We start from the raw sequence: 14803 nt of genomic DNA, 5'->3' as shown, positions 1-14803 counted from the left end.
TGAAGCAGCTTTTTTTTGGAATAATTTTGTACATTTGAATTTTAAAGTTGTTTTACAATGAACAAATCAAATAAAAATTCTCTACCTACTAAAATAGATGGAGTTCAGGAGTCTGAACTCATTTACAAACCTGAGAATTTGAATCAAACTTTTCGTCAGGAAAACATCATAGGTTATGCTATAGACGGTTCATCAGTATCTGAAAAAGAATTTGTAACTGATATCGTTGATGCATTAGATTGTCTTGCCAAAGGAACATTGGAAACCTATTCTAGTGAAGTAGTGAAAAAGAAAATTTTAGGTTAATGGAAGTCCTTTGGAGAAAAAAGGCTTTTTATGAATTAGAAGCAATTTATAAATATATTAAAAAAGAAAGTCCGCAAAATGCAATATTGGTTTTCAATGGCATTTATGATTTGGCAGCCTCACTCACAGATTTTCCTTATAAATTTCCGATCGATCCATTTGTTAATATCGAAAAAGTTAGGTTTGCAGTAATATGGAGTTTTAAAATTATTTACGCTGTTGAAAAAGATAAGGTCGTAATTTTAAGAGTTTTTAATACTAAGCAAAATCCAAAAAAACTTAAAAAGTAAATTTTGCAACTATCCATCATCATTCTCAATTACAATGTTCGGTACTTTCTCGAACTTTGCGTTCTAAGTGTTCAAAAAGCAGTCGAAAATATAGACGCTGAAATTATTGTTATAGACAATAACTCAGCAGATGACAGTTGCGCAATGATAAAACAGCGTTTTCCGAACGTTAAACTCATAGAAAATTCTGAAAATTCAGGTTTTCCAAAAGGAAATAACGTCGGTGTAGCTGCGGCTAAAGGTGAATATATTTGTATTTTAAATCCCGATACTGTTGTAGCAGAAGATACTTTTTCGAAAGTTTTGGCTTTCGCCAAAAGACAAAATGATTTAGGTATTGTAGGTTGTAAGCTCATTGATGGGACGGGGAATTTTCTGCCTGAATGTAAGCGTGGTGTTCCAACGCCATTTGTGGCTTTTACCAAAATTACGGGTTTGTATAAAGTGTCACCAAAATTATTCGGAAAGTATTATGCTCAACATTTATCGGAGAATGAAACGGGTAAAGTGGATATTCTTGTCGGTGCTTTTATGGTGATGAAGAGAGATTTGTACAATGAAATTGGGGGTTTCGACGAGGATTGTTTTATGTATTCTGACGATATAGATTTGTCATATATGGCCTTGAAAAAGGGAAAGTCAAATTATTATTATCACGAAACTTCGGTTATACATTATAAAGGGGAGAGCACCGTAAAAGACGGAGCCTATATGAAACGCTTTCAGGAAGCGATGAATTTCTTTTACAAAAAGCATTTTAAAGTGTCTTTTTTATTTTCAGTTTTTATGAAATTGGGAATTTTCTTTTTTTCATTGGTCAAAATGATTCAAGGAAACCCATCCCGAAGTTTCGGGACAAAGCCTAATCCTGAAAAATATATTCTGGTATCAGATTCGGAAACTTCAGGCGCAATTTTGAGAAAAAAAATAGAAAATCAATTGAAAAAACCAGTCGTTTGTCAACTAGGTTCGCAATCGTTTTCGGTAAGTTCAACTGCAGAAATCATTTTTGACCAAAATTATCTCAAGTTTAAGACCATAATTACTACTTTGGAAGCCAATAAAAAAAAGGGTTTAACTTTTAAAATTCATCCCGAATCCTCTGACTTCTTGATTGGTAGCAACAGTAGTTTTGACAGGGGAGATGTCATAAAATTCAGTGTTTTTTGAATTCACGTAAATTTGTGTAATTCGTGACTTAAACTAAAAATAATTACTAATTTTGCACTCATAAAATCAAAATCACCTTTTGGGTTAATAATATGGCAAGATTTGAATTGAAACTTCCAAAAATGGGAGAAAGTGTTGCAGAAGCGACAATCACAAATTGGTTGAAACAAGTGGGCGACAAAATTGAGGTTGACGAAGTAGTGATTGAAATTGCGACAGATAAGGTAGATAGTGAAATTCCCAGTGAAGTTTCAGGGATATTAGTTGAACAATTATTTGCCAAAGACGATATGGTTCAAGTAGGACAAACTATTGCAATTATTGAAACTGAAGCCAATTCTGTTCCGGAAATTGCAAAACAAGAAGTTGTAATTCCAATAGAAGTTGCCGCAATTGAAAAAAGTATAGAAGTTGCCAAAGAAACCGTATCAGCTCCAATTAATTTTTCTGATTCTGAAAAATTCTTTTCTCCATTAGTAAAAAACATTGCTAAAGAAGAAGGAATTTCTCTAACTGAATTAGAAAATATTTCCGGTTCAGGTAAAGAGGGCAGAGTGACCAAAGAAGATATTTTAAATTATATAAAAAGCCCCCTAACCCCCAAAGGGGGAACTCCTAGCGGAAGTACTCCATCAGATATTCAAAATCTGAATGAAATCAGAGTGGAAAGTGTCATAAAAAGTCCTCAATCAACTCCCCCTGTGGGGGTTGGGGGGCTTAACAGCGGAGATGAAATCATCGAAATGGACAGAATGCGCAAACTCATTGCAGGGTATATGGTGGCTTCGGTTCAAACTTCGGCACACGTTCAGTCGTTTATCGAAGTAGATGTAACCAATATTGTAAAATGGCGTGATAAAGTAAAAACTACTTTCGAAAAAAGAGAAGGCGAAAAACTGACGTATACCCCCATTTTTATGGAGGCTGTTGCCAAAGCTTTAAAGGATTTTCCAATGATGAATATTTCTGTTGATGGCGAAACCATCATCAAAAGGAAAAACATCAACTTGGGAATGGCTGCCGCTTTACCCAATGGAAATTTAATCGTTCCTGTTATAAAAAATGCCGACCAACTGAATTTAGTGGGTATGGCAAAAGCGGTCAATGATTTAGGAAATCGAGCTAAAACTGGAAAATTAAAACCAGACGATACGCAAGGAGGAACCTATACAGTAACCAATGTGGGAACTTTTGGCAGTGTTTTCGGGACGCCCATTATCAATCAACCGCAAGTTGGAATTTTAGCTCTTGGCGCCATTCGAAAAGTGCCCGCGGTTATCGAAACCCCAGAAGGAGACTTTATTGGTATTCGCCAGAAAATGTTCCTTTCGCACAGTTACGACCATCGTGTTGTGGATGGTGCGCTTGGTGGAAGCTTTGTGAAACGAGTTGCCGAATACCTGGAAGCCTTTGATGTCGAAAGAAGTTTTTAATTCGATATAAAGCAGAATACAAACCCGACTGTTTTTTTGAACGAGTCGGGTTTTTGGTTTTATTTGTCCAAAACTTTTTTAAATAATCGACGAACGGTAAGTTCAAAAAGATATATTTGTCATTCTAAAAATTTAAAATGGAGCTCAAGCTTAACAAACCAATTTGTTTTTTCGACCTCGAAACCACAGGGACTGATGTTGCCAAAGATCGAATCGTTGAAATAGCAATTTTTAAAGTTTTTCCAAACGGAAATAAAGAAAGCAAAACTTGGTTGGTCAACCCAACTATTCCTATTCCTCCTCAATGTACAGCAATTCACGGCATCAGCAATGAGAAAGTGGCTAATGAGCCTAGTTTTAAGGAATTGGCGTCTCAGATATACACTATGATAAAGGATTCCGATTTGGCGGGATACAATTCTGACCGTTTCGACATTCCGTTGTTAGCCGAAGAAATGCTGCGTGCCGGAGTAGATTTCGATATGAAAAATAGAGTTTCGGTTGATGTTCAAACCATATTTCACAAAAAAGAGGAGCGCACATTGAGTGCAGCTTTGAAGTTTTATTGTGGTCAAAATCTCGAAAATGCACATTCTGCCGAGGCCGATACGATGGCAACTTACGAAATTATGTTAGCACAATTAGAGCGGTATCCCGATTTAGAAAATGATATAAAGTCATTGGCAGAATATACCACTAGAAAGAAGATAGCTGATTTTGCAGGGATGATCGCTTTCGACAAGGATGGCGAAGAGATATTCACCTTCGGAAAGCATAAAGGAGCTAAAGTGGATAAAATATTAGAGACTGAACCTGGTTATTTTAGCTGGATTCAGAATGCTGATTTCCCATTGTATACTAAAAAAGTGTTGACAGCGATAAAGTTAAGAAAATTGAATACGAAATAGGTTGCAGATGGCAGGTTTCAGATAGCAGATTGCAACCTGAAACCTGCTATCTGAAATCTGAAATCTAAAAAGAATGAAGATTATCTGTATCGGCAGAAATTATGCCCAACATATCGCGGAGTTGCAAAACGAAAGACCAACCGAACCGGTTATTTTTATGAAACCCGATTCGGCTATTGTATTGAAGCAACATCCTTTTGTGATGCCCGAGTTTTCAAATGATATTCATCACGAGATTGAGCTGATTGTCAAGATCAACAAGGTTGGGAAATACATAGACGCGAAGTTTGCGCATAAATATTATGATGAAATCAGTGTTGGAATAGATTTTACAGCGCGCGATTTGCAAAACGAATTAAAAGCCAAGGGATTGCCTTGGGAAAAAGCCAAAGCATTTGACGGTTCAGCCGTTATTGGCGAATTTTTACCAAAAAGTAAATTCAATTCATTAGAAAATATTACATTTGAATTAACCAATAATAATCAAACAGTACAAAAAGGCAATACAAGCCATATGTTGTGGAAGATTGATGAACTAATTGCTTATATTTCGCAATATTTTACATTAAAAATTGGTGACATCATTTTTACTGGGACGCCTGCAGGAGTTGCTGCAGTAAAGCCAGATGATGTTTTAGAAGGATTTTTAGAAGGAAACAAATTATTTAGCATACAAATCAAATAAATGGCACTATATTACAACTTAGCAAAAGTGTACGCACTTTCAGATAACGACCCAGAATTTGTTCTTCAAATCGTAACGTTGTTTGTAAACGAAATTCCCGAAGATATCGCACAAATCAAAGAAGGAATCAAAAAGAAAGATCACAAACACGCCTATTCTTATGCGCACAAAGTAAAGCCATCTCTGGATTTGCTTGGTTTAAAAGTGGCTTTCGAAGAAATTCTTCAAGTCGAGGCCTGGACGAAAACGGAGGGTGAAACTAAAGAAATCAAAGAAACATTCAAGAGTATCAAACATCAGGTGAAAGATGCGGTAAAAGAATTAAAGAAAGATTTCGATTTATAAGAAGCTCATCCTGCTGTACGTTACAAGTTTTTTTTAAATCACTTTTTTTCTAAAAAAATAAAAAAGGAGCTTCCTCTGGTCGCTCTTTTTTATTTAGAAAAAATAGTGATTTTGGCAAAAAAGCTTTCCACTTCCATCAGGGCTAAAAAGATTTCAGATTGTAGATTTCAGAATTTAGATTGAAATTTCAAAATTGACATTCTTTAACTCCCAACTTCCAACCTCAAACTTCAAACTTCCGACTTCAAAATGAAAGCATCCATAATAACCATTGGCGACGAAATCTTAATCGGGCAAATTGTTGATACCAATTCGGGATTTATTGCCAAATCATTGGACAGAATAGGTGTCGAAATTCACGAAATGATTTCAATTAGTGATAACAAACAGCACATTCTTTCCACTTTTGAAAAACTGCAGGACGAAGTTGATTTGGTCATCATTACAGGTGGACTTGGTCCCACAAAAGATGATATTACTAAGAAGACTTTTTGTGATTATTTTGATGATGAACTCATTCAAAACGACCAAGTACTGAAGCATGTAACCCAGATTATAGAAGGTTTTTATAAGCGGAAGATTACCCAATTGAATATTGATCAAGCCTTAGTTCCATCAAAATGCACAGTGCTTCACAACCAAGTAGGAACAGCGCCAGGCATGTGGATGAAAAAAGGAAACACCGTCTTTATTTCGCTACCAGGAGTTCCATTTGAAATGAAATATTTGGTCGAAAACGAAATTATTCCAAAAATTGTCATCGAATATCAACGTCCTTACATCATTCATAAAACGGTTTTAACCTATGGGATTGGCGAAAGTTTATTGGCCGAAACCATCGAAAATTGGGAAAATAATTTACCCGATTTCATAAAATTAGCCTATTTGCCAAGTCCGGGTCGAGTACGATTGCGACTATCAGCACGTGGTAACGATAAAGAATTTTTGGAGAAATCCATTTCTAAAAATGTGACCTCTTTATCTAAAATACTCGGCAACAGTATCGTGGGTTTTGAAGATGATGAGACCTTGGAAATAGTCATCGGGCGACTTTTGACGCAGCAAAACAAAACCATTGCTACTGCCGAAAGCTGTACAGGAGGGAAAATCGCTCAGATTTTGACTTCGGTTTCTGGAGCTTCCAATTATTTTAAAGGGAGTGTAGTTTCCTATGCGACAGAGGCTAAAATAGCGATTTTGGGAATTTCCGAGGATAGTATCAAAAAACATTCGGTAGTAAGTGCGGAAGTGGTGAAGGAAATGGCGATAAATGTTCAGAAAATGATGAAAACAGACTATGCAATTGCCACAACTGGGAATGCTGGACCATCAAAAGGGGATTCAGAGGCCGAAGTAGGAACAGTATTTATTGCATTGGCAACACCAAATGAGGTGATAATTGAAGAGTTTAATTTTGGTCAACCCCGTGATAAAGTCATAGATAGAGCGGCTATCAAGAGTTTAGAAATGCTTCGAAAAGAAATTTTGAAAAATGTCTAATATTTTTTTTGCACCATCCATTTATTTTTCTTTTCTTTGCACCCTGATTTTGAATAACGATAAAAGATAAGATAATGTCAAGAGTTTGCGACCTTACAGGTAAAAGAGCGATGGTAGGAAATAACGTTTCTCACGCTATGAACAAAACTAAGAGAAAATTTTCTGTAAACTTAGTTAAAAAGCGTTTTTATCTTCCAGAAGAAGATAGATGGATTACTCTTAGAGTAGCTGCATCTACGGTAAAAACAATTAACAAAAATGGAATCGCTGCAGTTTTGAAAAAAGCGCAAGCAGGCGGATTTATTAAATAATCCATTCCTAAAAAATAGATCAAGATGGCAAAGAAAGCAAAAGGAAATAGAATCCAAGTAATTTTAGAATGTACTGAACACAAAACAACAGGTGTTGCAGGAACTTCTCGTTATATTACAACAAAGAACAAAAAAAATACTCCAGACAGATTAGAGATTAAAAAATTTAATCCAATCTTGAAACGTGTAACAGTTCACAAAGAAATTAAATAATAATTAGAGATTTTGAGATAATCTTAGATGTCGCATTTGAGATTTATTAAAATACAAACAACATAGAATCATGGCAAAGAAAACCGTAGCATCCTTACAGACATCTTCTAAGAGATTATCAAAAGCCATCAAAATGGTAAAATCTCCTAAAACTGGCGCATATACATTCGTAGAATCTATTATGGCTCCTGAAGCAGTTGATGAATTCTTGAAAAAGAAATAATTAACTATCGCATTATATAGAAAAGCTACTTTCATTCGGAAGTAGCTTTTTTATTTTCTATATTTGCCTCGATTGATTGCTGTTGTATAGCCTTTGCGCCAATTTTTTGTGGACTTAAAACGTTTTTAGATTTTGTACTAAATGAAAAGCGGAAGTGGAGTTTTCTAACTTCTAACTTCTAACTTCTAACTTCTAACTTTTTACTATAATGAGTTTTTTTAAAAAAATATTTTCTTCCGAAAAAAAGGAGTCCCTCGACAAAGGTCTTGAGAAAACAAAAACATCTTTTTTTTCTAAGTTAACCAAAGCTGTTGCAGGTAAATCTAAAGTTGACGATGAGGTTTTAGATAACTTGGAGGAAGTCTTGGTTGCTTCTGATGTGGGCGTGAATACTACACTAAAGATAATCACCCGGATTGAAAAACGAGTTGCCGAAGATAAATTCCTTGGAACAGACGAACTCAACCAAATTTTACGTGAGGAAATTGCAGGTTTGCTTTCTGAAACTAATTCAGGAGAAGCAACTGAATTTGTAATTCCAATCAAAGCCAAACCTTATGTTTTGATGGTTGTTGGTGTAAACGGTGTTGGAAAAACGACAACTATTGGGAAATTAGCTTATCAATTTAAAAAAGCAGGACATAAAGTAGTGCTTGGCGCAGCCGATACGTTTCGTGCCGCAGCCATCGATCAACTACAAATTTGGGCAGACAGAGTGGGCGTTCCTATTGTAAGACAAGATATGGGAAGTGATCCCGCTTCAGTAGCTTTTGATACTTTGCAATCGGCTGTTGCTCAAAATGCAGATATTGTTATTATTGATACAGCGGGTCGTTTGCATAATAAAATCAATTTGATGAACGAGTTGACCAAAGTAAAACGAGTAATGCAAAAAGTAGTTGGCGATGCACCACACGATGTTTTGTTAGTTATTGACGGCTCGACAGGTCAAAATGCTTTCGAACAGGCCAAACAATTTACAGCTGCCACCGAAGTGACTTCACTTGCTGTCACAAAACTGGACGGTACTGCCAAAGGTGGAGTGGTTATAGGGATTTCAGACCAATTTCAGATCCCTGTTAAATACATTGGAGTTGGCGAAGGAATTGAGGATTTACAAGTCTTCAATAAATATGAATTTGTAGATAGTTTTTTTAAATAGAAGTCTAGTGAGTTTTTATGAGAACATCAAACCGATTTATTTCTACTTTGCAAGTATTATAGCATTTGTATTATCTAATGTTGTGCGAGACAAAAACATACCTCTTTATTATATTTGTTTACTATTAGGGGCTGTTTTTTTTATTCTTGGTTTTTTTAAAGGGATGAAAAGCAAATAATACTTATTGGTATAAAGCATTTATTTTTTGCCAAAGTACATCATCAAAATCAGATAAGGCTAGATTTACTGAATCGGCAGCCTCTCCCATCCTGATGACTACCATTTTTTTGCTTGGAATTACGTAGATTTTTTGATCATTTTTCCCTAAAGCCATAAACATGTCATTGGACCCAGTTGGAATTAAACTTCCTTTAAATTGTAGTTGAGACTGAGGCAAATGATAACTTTCTTTTCCATTTAGCCACCACAAATAACCATAACCTAAATTGATGTTTTGAGAGGTGTTCGTGGCTTCGTTAAAAAAGGTTTCGTTGAGAATGGTTGTGTTTTCCCATTTCCCTTTGTTGAGCATTAATAAACCAAAGCGAGCCATACTTCGGGTTGTGCTCCAATAGACGCTATTGTTGCCATCTTGTATCCAAGCGCCCGTCATTCCTAGTTTATCTCTCAATTTGCTATTGAAATAGTTGGACCAAGTTTGTCCGCTGGCTTTGGCAATGACATCTTGCAATTTTACATATACATTGTGATATGCCCATCGTGTTCCTGCATCGGCTTTGTAAATCAGTTTTGCAGGAGTTACATCATCAGTGGTGTCATCAAGACCTGAAGTCATTGTGAGCAAATGTTTATTGGTAATCAAGTTTTCTTTTGCCAATGGTATACTTGTCCAACCGGTTCCGATGTAATCAGAAACTTTATTGTTGATGTTGAGCAAGCTTTCCTGTTGGGCGATTCCTGTCATTGTTGCCGTTAAAGTTTTGCCTGCACTAGCCCAATACCAAGGAGTTGCAGCCGAATGCCCGTTGAAATAATTTTCCATAACGATTCTGCCATTCACCAATATGATAAAACCTTTGGAGTTTTTGAGTGCTAAATAATCTAAAAGTGGTTGAACGGCAGTTTGTTTCCAACCTAAGTCGGCTATAGATTTAGTTTCCCAAACATCACCTGTCACTGGTGGGAAATACATGGTTTCGCTTGGTGTAGGGGTTTGTTCTGGGTTTTCAGAACTGCAGGAAGTACATAGTACAACGATTAGTAAAAAGTAAAATAGTTTATACATAGTTCGAAAGTTTGGATGTAAGACCAAAAATATCAAAAAAAGTTTAATGAGTTTTTTTAAATTTTGTTTGCGTTGAATTTTTTAAGACTAACTTTGTCGTAAAGAAAAAAATATTTTATTTCTAATATCCTAGCCCCGATGGAAGCGGCATCCTTTTTATTTTTTTTCTTTAAAAAAATAAAAAGATACAGTGTACAGCGGGAAGAAGCTCCTAATAATTATGAAAAATACCGTTTGCATTTTATTCCTCTCATTACTATTTGTTTCTTGCCAGCAAAAGATAAATCCTTCCGCTATTTCCAAAATCAATGGCTATTGGGAAATAGAGAAAGTGGTTTTTGAGGAAGGTGAAGACAAAAATTACACGGTCAACGAAAGTTATGATTATTTTGAAATTGACGCCAATAATAACGGTTTTAGAAAAAAAGTGATGCCACAATTGGACGGTACTTTTGTGGTAAACGATACTCAGGAGAACCTAAAAATTCGATTCGCAAATGATAAGGTATTCTTTGATTATAACACGCCCTATGCTAAATGGTCGGAAGAATTGATTGCAGTTTCGGAGGAAAAATTAGTATTCAAAAATACAGAGGACAAAGAATACCATTACAAAAAAGCAACCCCGATAAATATTCTAGGCGATGGCAAAAAGACTAAATAATCAAAGCACTGTTGGTGATGTTTTGAAACAGATTATACAAGTCAACAAATTGCAACCCGGAATGGATCAGATCGACGTGAGGGAGGCATGGAAAAATCTGATGGGGAATGGCGTGAATTATTATACTAAAAATGTGGTTTTAAAAGGCAGTACACTGTATGTAGAACTTTCATCGGCTGTTTTGAGGGAGGAATTAACGCACGGAAAATCGAAAATTGTGGCTATGATTAACGAGGAATTGCGTCGTGATGTGGTGAAAGAAGTGGTTTTGAGGTAAAATTTAAGTAGCCCATTTCAGGAACTAATTTCTGTTTGTTTAGAAACGGGTCGAAGTTATTGTCATCCAGAATATTTTGGATTTGGATATTGAAAAGTAGCTGTTTTAAAATCAGAACAGTGTTGTTTTAGGAAGTAACGACTTTTTTAGCTATACGATTATTAATCATTTTTTTTGCCTAACTGCTGAATACTGTTTCCTAATTACTCAGCACTTCTAATTGCTCACTGAATACTAAATTTTCTTCACATATTGCGTTATAATCACAATCGTTTGACCATCAACACGACCTTCAATATATTCGGCATTTTCGTGGTCTAGTCTAATATTTCTGACCGCAGTTCCTTGTTTTGCCACCATACTCGAGCCTTTTACTTTCAAATCTTTAATCAAAACTACAGAGTCTCCAGTGGTAAGAATTACTCCGTTGCTGTCGCGGTGAATTACTTTGTTTTCGTCGTCTTCGCCTTCGCCTGTGGCTTGCGCCCAAGCTAAAGTGTCTTCGTCAAGATACATCATATCTAATAATTCTTGCGGCCAACCTGCTGCGCGCATTCTGCTCAACATTCTCCAAGCCACAACCTTAACCGCTGCGTGTTCGCTCCACATACTGTCGTTTAAGCATCTCCAGTGGTTCAAATCTACATTTGCTGGATTTTCTATTTGGTCGATACAAGTACTGCAAGCCAAAATACTTTCGTCTGCGCCTCCTTTTTTGGTTGGCAAAACCTGGTATACTTTTAAGTTTTCTGTGGCTGCGCATAGTTCACATTGAGAACCGCTGCGTTTATTTAATGTTCTTTCCATTTCTATTTTGTCAAATTTTTTGCGAAAGTAGTGTTAATTGAAGCTTTTTACAAATTTGAGGAAATGTAACAGTGTATTCTCTTTTAAAAAAAAGGCAGACACGAATTTCACAAATTTACACGAAATAACAGTATTTTTAAATTTCACAAATACAAAAAAATCAGAAAATTCGTAAAATTAAATTTTGAAATATTTAAAATTTGTGCTAATTCGTGAAATTCGTGTCAATAAATCTTAAATGCGAATGCCGTGACGCATCGCTATTTTTTTACTCTTACCGCATCAGGAACCAATATTTCATATTCTCCGTTGTGTCGAATGACGTCTCTAACAATGCTGGAACTAATAAATGAGGTTTTTGCAGCGGTTAATAAAAAGACTGTTTCGATTTTTGACAATCGCCGGTTGGTGTGGGCGATGGCTTTTTCGAACTCGAAATCGGCTGGATTTCGTAAGCCTCTGAGGATAAAATTGGCTTTAATTTTATGACAAAGTTCAATAGTCAAACCTTCATACACGATGACTTTGACTTTGGGTTCATCTTTGAAAGTTTCTTCGATAAAACGTTGCCGCTCTTCAAGCGAAAACATATATTTTTTCTCGGCGTTGACACCAATGGCAATGACAATTTCGTCAAACAAGGGAATCCCCCTTCTAATAATATCTTCGTGACCTAGAGTAATGGGGTCAAACGATCCAGGAAAAATAGCTTTTCTCATTTTAAAGTTTATTTATTTGATTTTCGATTCTTTTATCTGGAATAATCCAAATCAGAGCCACTGCGATGTATAACAATCCAGATATCCAAGGCGAAACAAACGCCAATGGAACTGCAGCAATATAACAAGCTAAAGATATTTTTCCCTTTTTATCTTTTTCAACGGCTTTGTATAAGGTCGAATCTTTACCTTCGAGTTTTATAATTTTATTTTGTAGAGAAAAATAGGAAACAGCGCACATTAGCAAGATAAATCCATATATGCTCATTGGGACTGATGCAAATAATTGTGAACCAATCCAACTCGTGCCAAAGGGAATCAAGGACAACCAAAAAAGTAAAAACAGATTATGCCACAAAATAGAGCCGTTAACTTTTTTAACTGCTTGCAGCATATGATGATGGTTGTTCCAATAAATTCCAATATAAACAAAGCTCAAAACATAACTCAAAAAAACAGGAATAAGCGGTTTCAATGATTCGAAACTATGGTCTTCGGGTACTTTTATTTCCAAAATCATTATGGTAATGATAATGGCTAATACTCCATCGCTAAAGGCTTCGAGTCTGTTTTTGGTCATAGTTTATCTATTTAGTTAGCTGTTAATTTCACGATTCAATTTGAATATTATGTTTAGTTTATTATCTGCTGCGTAAAAAAGACAAGCCTTGATTTGGGTTTCGTTAAGCTCGGGGAAATCTTCAATAATTTCATTTATGGTCATTCCATTTGCTAGCCAATTTAAAACGTCAAAAACAGTAATTCTAGTTCTGATTATAATTGGCTTGCCAAAACGTCTATCGGAATTTAAAGTTATATATTGTTTGTAATCTATCATATTAATTTATATTGAAAAAGAACGAAACTATTTTTTTATTCTTCTTTTAATTTCTATAATTTCATCCTCCTGATAAAGTTTTATTATGTCTTTCTTAGAATAATGTACTTTTCTATTAGAATAGTTTTCAGGCTTGTCGATATCATCGATTTCGTATGGCAAATAGGCGTTAAAATTATTATGAGTGGTATAAACACTGTCGTTTGTTACCTTGTCTATCCTCATAGAGGAATAATAGCCATTTGAAAATTTTAAATTATATACGTCGCCTATAATCGGATTTTTTATTAAAACGCTAGTTTCATCATTTTTTTGAATGTATTTATTTATTGTAAAAATGATAAACAAAGCTAAAATAAATGAACCTGTAAACATCCAAATTGAACTTTTTAGTTTTTGATCTTTTAGTTGATTTTGAATGTTTTCAGATAAATCTTCATATTCAAAGGATTCGTTACAATTATTACACTTAATATTAACATATTTTCCAACTGGAAATAAAGGGATTAAAGTTAGATGAGTATATCTTTTATAAATACTAAAATGTAAAGCATTTTTTGTTTCACATTTTGGACATTTCTCATTTATAAGTTTTCCATTTTTAACATTTGAATCCCGAGTTCCAACTATAACTATCATAAAATTATAACTTATTTTTCTAAAGCCAATTCAATAGCATTACTAAACAAATCGGTCAGCGTAATTCCAGCAGCTTTGGCTTGTTGCGGAATCAAACTTTCGGTAGTTAATCCGGGAATAGTGTTCATTTCGAGCATATGAGGTTCGCCATCCACAAAGATGAATTCGCTTCTAGAGAAACCTTTCATTTTCAACACTTCGTAGGCACGTTGGGCAGCTTCGCTCACTTTTTGAGTCATTTCTTCGGAGATTCTAGCCGGAGTGATTTCCTGTGATTTTCCTTGGTATTTGGCTTCGTAATCGAAGAAATCATTCTCCGAAACTATTTCGGTGATAGGCAAAACAGTTACTTTTCCTTGGTAATTGATTACTCCAACCGAAACTTCAGTTCCGTCAAGGAAACTTTCGATGATAATTTCGTTGTCTTCTTGATAAGCCACTTCTATAGCGATTGGTAATTCGGCTTCGGTTTTTACTTTTGAAATTCCAAAACTGGAACCCGATTTGTTGGGTTTGACAAAACAAGGTAAACCTACTTTTTTTACAATTTCGGCAGTATCGATATGGTCGCCTTTGTTGATGTAGTATGAGGTCGCCGTTTTGATTCCATAAGGTTTCAATACCGAAAGCATATCGCGTTTGTTAAACGTTAGCGCGGCTTGGTAATAATCGCAGGAAGATTGTGGCATTCCTATCAATTCGAAATAAGCTTGCATTAAGCCATCTTCGCCGGGGGTTCCGTGTATGGCGTTGAAAACACAGTCGAAAGTGATTTTTGTGCCGTTTACGGTGGTTGAAAAATCGTTTTTGTCTATTGGAAATTCGGCTTCATTGTCATCGACATAGACCCATTTTTCTTTGAAAATATGGATTCGAAATCCGTTGTATTTGGTTTTGTCAAGAAATTGATACACAACGTTACCGCTGATTAAGGATATTTTGTATTCGCTTGAATATCCGCCCATTATGATGGCAATGTTTTTCATTTTTAAAGTTTAATCGGTTAATCGTTTAACCGATTAATCGATTAAACATTTTCTAAACAAAATTAGAATTTTTTTTCAAAC

Annotated in this window: 21 protein-coding genes; 14 read left to right on the top strand and 7 right to left on the bottom strand. The window is 35.3% G+C overall.

All coding sequences use genetic code 11. The annotated features are described in order from the left end of the window. The first annotated feature begins 57 nt into the window (after positions 1-57). From E1750_RS06420 to ftsY, 12 genes are all read left to right on the top strand, one after another. Positions 58-306, top strand: a complete 249-nt coding sequence (locus E1750_RS06420) for a hypothetical protein (protein WP_133275980.1) — start codon at positions 58-60, stop codon at positions 304-306. Continuing rightward, positions 306-596: a type II toxin-antitoxin system RelE/ParE family toxin gene (locus E1750_RS06415; protein ID WP_133275979.1), complete on the top strand. Its 291-nt coding sequence runs from the start codon at positions 306-308 to the stop codon at positions 594-596. Before E1750_RS06420 ends, E1750_RS06415 begins: the two co-directional genes overlap by 1 nt. A gap of 3 nt (positions 597-599) precedes the next feature. Then, the gene (locus E1750_RS06410; protein ID WP_133275978.1) at positions 600-1766 is read left to right on the top strand and encodes a glycosyltransferase family 2 protein; all 1167 of its coding nucleotides are present in this window, start codon (positions 600-602) and stop codon (positions 1764-1766) included. Positions 1767-1858: 92 nt separating this feature from the next. Then, entirely contained in the window at positions 1859-3199 is a 1341-nt protein-coding gene (locus tag E1750_RS06405) for a dihydrolipoamide acetyltransferase family protein (protein ID WP_133275977.1), read from the top strand. Positions 3200-3336: 137 nt separating this feature from the next. After that, on the top strand, positions 3337-4107 hold the full coding sequence (locus E1750_RS06400) for a 3'-5' exonuclease (protein WP_133275976.1): 771 nt from the start codon (positions 3337-3339) through the stop codon (positions 4105-4107). Between the two features lie 73 nt (positions 4108-4180). Further along, positions 4181-4792, top strand: a complete 612-nt coding sequence (locus E1750_RS06395) for a fumarylacetoacetate hydrolase family protein (protein WP_133275975.1) — start codon at positions 4181-4183, stop codon at positions 4790-4792. Further along, positions 4793-5137 carry an Hpt domain-containing protein gene (locus tag E1750_RS06390; RefSeq protein WP_133275974.1) on the top strand — a complete coding sequence of 115 codons (345 nt, stop codon included), beginning with the start codon at positions 4793-4795 and terminating at the stop codon, positions 5135-5137. Positions 5138-5386: 249 nt separating this feature from the next. Beyond that, positions 5387-6637, top strand: a complete 1251-nt coding sequence (locus tag E1750_RS06385) for a competence/damage-inducible protein A (RefSeq protein ID WP_133275973.1) — start codon at positions 5387-5389, stop codon at positions 6635-6637. Positions 6638-6711: 74 nt separating this feature from the next. Next, positions 6712-6948 carry a 50S ribosomal protein L28 gene (gene rpmB, locus E1750_RS06380; protein WP_103806174.1) on the top strand — a complete coding sequence of 79 codons (237 nt, stop codon included), beginning with the start codon at positions 6712-6714 and terminating at the stop codon, positions 6946-6948. 24 nt (positions 6949-6972) lie between these two features. Continuing rightward, positions 6973-7161 carry a 50S ribosomal protein L33 gene (gene rpmG / locus E1750_RS06375; RefSeq protein ID WP_103806173.1) on the top strand — a complete coding sequence of 63 codons (189 nt, stop codon included), beginning with the start codon at positions 6973-6975 and terminating at the stop codon, positions 7159-7161. A gap of 70 nt (positions 7162-7231) precedes the next feature. Further along, complete coding sequence (locus tag E1750_RS06370; protein WP_073370281.1) at positions 7232-7384, top strand: DUF4295 domain-containing protein; 153 nt, start codon at positions 7232-7234, stop codon at positions 7382-7384. Positions 7385-7592: 208 nt separating this feature from the next. Beyond that, a complete protein-coding gene (gene ftsY, locus E1750_RS06365) occupies positions 7593-8546 on the top strand; it encodes a signal recognition particle-docking protein FtsY (protein ID WP_133275972.1) in 954 nt (317 codons plus the stop codon). Between the two features lie 181 nt (positions 8547-8727). Here ftsY and E1750_RS06360 read toward each other — a convergent pair whose 3' ends face one another. Next, the gene (locus tag E1750_RS06360) at positions 8728-9792 is read right to left on the bottom strand and encodes a serine hydrolase domain-containing protein (protein WP_133275971.1); all 1065 of its coding nucleotides are present in this window, start codon (positions 9790-9792) and stop codon (positions 8728-8730) included. A gap of 220 nt (positions 9793-10012) precedes the next feature. On the opposite strand from E1750_RS06360, the gene E1750_RS06355 reads away from it, so the two are divergent. Both E1750_RS06355 and E1750_RS06350 read left to right on the top strand, forming a co-directional pair. Further along, positions 10013-10456, top strand: a complete 444-nt coding sequence (locus E1750_RS06355) for a lipocalin family protein (RefSeq protein WP_133275970.1) — start codon at positions 10013-10015, stop codon at positions 10454-10456. Next, positions 10437-10733 carry a DUF721 domain-containing protein gene (locus E1750_RS06350; RefSeq protein WP_133275969.1) on the top strand — a complete coding sequence of 99 codons (297 nt, stop codon included), beginning with the start codon at positions 10437-10439 and terminating at the stop codon, positions 10731-10733. Before E1750_RS06355 ends, E1750_RS06350 begins: the two co-directional genes overlap by 20 nt. A 234-nt stretch (positions 10734-10967) precedes the next feature. On the opposite strand, the gene E1750_RS06345 is transcribed toward E1750_RS06350, so the two are convergent. The 6 genes from E1750_RS06345 to E1750_RS06320 all read right to left on the bottom strand — a co-directional run bounded on the left by E1750_RS06345 (position 10968) and on the right by E1750_RS06320 (position 14722). Then, positions 10968-11546, bottom strand: a complete 579-nt coding sequence (locus E1750_RS06345; protein ID WP_133275968.1) for a PhnA domain-containing protein — start codon at positions 11544-11546, stop codon at positions 10968-10970. 254 nt (positions 11547-11800) lie between these two features. Beyond that, positions 11801-12259: a pantetheine-phosphate adenylyltransferase gene (gene coaD, locus E1750_RS06340; protein WP_133275967.1), complete on the bottom strand. Its 459-nt coding sequence runs from the start codon at positions 12257-12259 to the stop codon at positions 11801-11803. 1 nt (position 12260) lies between these two features. Beyond that, a complete protein-coding gene (locus E1750_RS06335; protein WP_133275966.1) occupies positions 12261-12839 on the bottom strand; it encodes a TMEM175 family protein in 579 nt (192 codons plus the stop codon). A gap of 15 nt (positions 12840-12854) precedes the next feature. Next, positions 12855-13097, bottom strand: a complete 243-nt coding sequence (locus E1750_RS06330; protein ID WP_227873974.1) for a DUF433 domain-containing protein — start codon at positions 13095-13097, stop codon at positions 12855-12857. 27 nt (positions 13098-13124) lie between these two features. Next, a complete protein-coding gene (locus E1750_RS06325) occupies positions 13125-13736 on the bottom strand; it encodes a zinc ribbon domain-containing protein (RefSeq protein WP_133275965.1) in 612 nt (203 codons plus the stop codon). 11 nt (positions 13737-13747) lie between these two features. After that, on the bottom strand, positions 13748-14722 hold the full coding sequence (locus E1750_RS06320) for a D-alanine--D-alanine ligase (protein ID WP_133275964.1): 975 nt from the start codon (positions 14720-14722) through the stop codon (positions 13748-13750). Between the last annotated feature and the right edge of the window lie 81 nt (positions 14723-14803).

Origin of the sequence: Flavobacterium nackdongense (assembly GCF_004355225.1) — a bacterium.
GTDB lineage: Bacteria > Bacteroidota > Bacteroidia > Flavobacteriales > Flavobacteriaceae > Flavobacterium > Flavobacterium nackdongense.
Note: the sequence above shows the minus strand (reverse complement) of the source record. Positions and strands in the feature narration are given on the sequence as shown.

Excerpts from the sequence above, each read along its gene's own strand:
- E1750_RS06420 (WP_133275980.1), top strand. The coding sequence starts at position 58 with ATGAACAAATCAAATAAAAATTCTCTACCTACTAAAATAGATGGAGTT.
- E1750_RS06415 (WP_133275979.1), top strand. The coding sequence starts at position 306 with ATGGAAGTCCTTTGGAGAAAAAAGGCTTTTTATGAATTAGAAGCAATT.
- E1750_RS06405 (WP_133275977.1), top strand. The coding sequence starts at position 1,859 with ATGGCAAGATTTGAATTGAAACTTCCAAAAATGGGAGAAAGTGTTGCA.
- E1750_RS06400 (WP_133275976.1), top strand. The coding sequence starts at position 3,337 with ATGGAGCTCAAGCTTAACAAACCAATTTGTTTTTTCGACCTCGAAACC.
- E1750_RS06395 (WP_133275975.1), top strand. The coding sequence starts at position 4,181 with ATGAAGATTATCTGTATCGGCAGAAATTATGCCCAACATATCGCGGAG.
- E1750_RS06390 (WP_133275974.1), top strand. The coding sequence starts at position 4,793 with ATGGCACTATATTACAACTTAGCAAAAGTGTACGCACTTTCAGATAAC.
- E1750_RS06385 (WP_133275973.1), top strand. The coding sequence starts at position 5,387 with ATGAAAGCATCCATAATAACCATTGGCGACGAAATCTTAATCGGGCAA.
- rpmB (WP_103806174.1), top strand. The coding sequence starts at position 6,712 with ATGTCAAGAGTTTGCGACCTTACAGGTAAAAGAGCGATGGTAGGAAAT.
- rpmG (WP_103806173.1), top strand. The coding sequence starts at position 6,973 with ATGGCAAAGAAAGCAAAAGGAAATAGAATCCAAGTAATTTTAGAATGT.
- E1750_RS06370 (WP_073370281.1), top strand. The coding sequence starts at position 7,232 with ATGGCAAAGAAAACCGTAGCATCCTTACAGACATCTTCTAAGAGATTA.
- ftsY (WP_133275972.1), top strand. The coding sequence starts at position 7,593 with ATGAGTTTTTTTAAAAAAATATTTTCTTCCGAAAAAAAGGAGTCCCTC.
- E1750_RS06360 (WP_133275971.1), bottom strand. The coding sequence starts at position 9,792 with ATGTATAAACTATTTTACTTTTTACTAATCGTTGTACTATGTACTTCC.
- E1750_RS06355 (WP_133275970.1), top strand. The coding sequence starts at position 10,013 with ATGAAAAATACCGTTTGCATTTTATTCCTCTCATTACTATTTGTTTCT.
- E1750_RS06350 (WP_133275969.1), top strand. The coding sequence starts at position 10,437 with ATGGCAAAAAGACTAAATAATCAAAGCACTGTTGGTGATGTTTTGAAA.
- coaD (WP_133275967.1), bottom strand. The coding sequence starts at position 12,259 with ATGAGAAAAGCTATTTTTCCTGGATCGTTTGACCCCATTACTCTAGGT.
- E1750_RS06335 (WP_133275966.1), bottom strand. The coding sequence starts at position 12,839 with ATGACCAAAAACAGACTCGAAGCCTTTAGCGATGGAGTATTAGCCATT.
- E1750_RS06330 (WP_227873974.1), bottom strand. The coding sequence starts at position 13,097 with ATGATAGATTACAAACAATATATAACTTTAAATTCCGATAGACGTTTT.
- E1750_RS06325 (WP_133275965.1), bottom strand. The coding sequence starts at position 13,736 with ATGATAGTTATAGTTGGAACTCGGGATTCAAATGTTAAAAATGGAAAA.
- E1750_RS06320 (WP_133275964.1), bottom strand. The coding sequence starts at position 14,722 with ATGAAAAACATTGCCATCATAATGGGCGGATATTCAAGCGAATACAAA.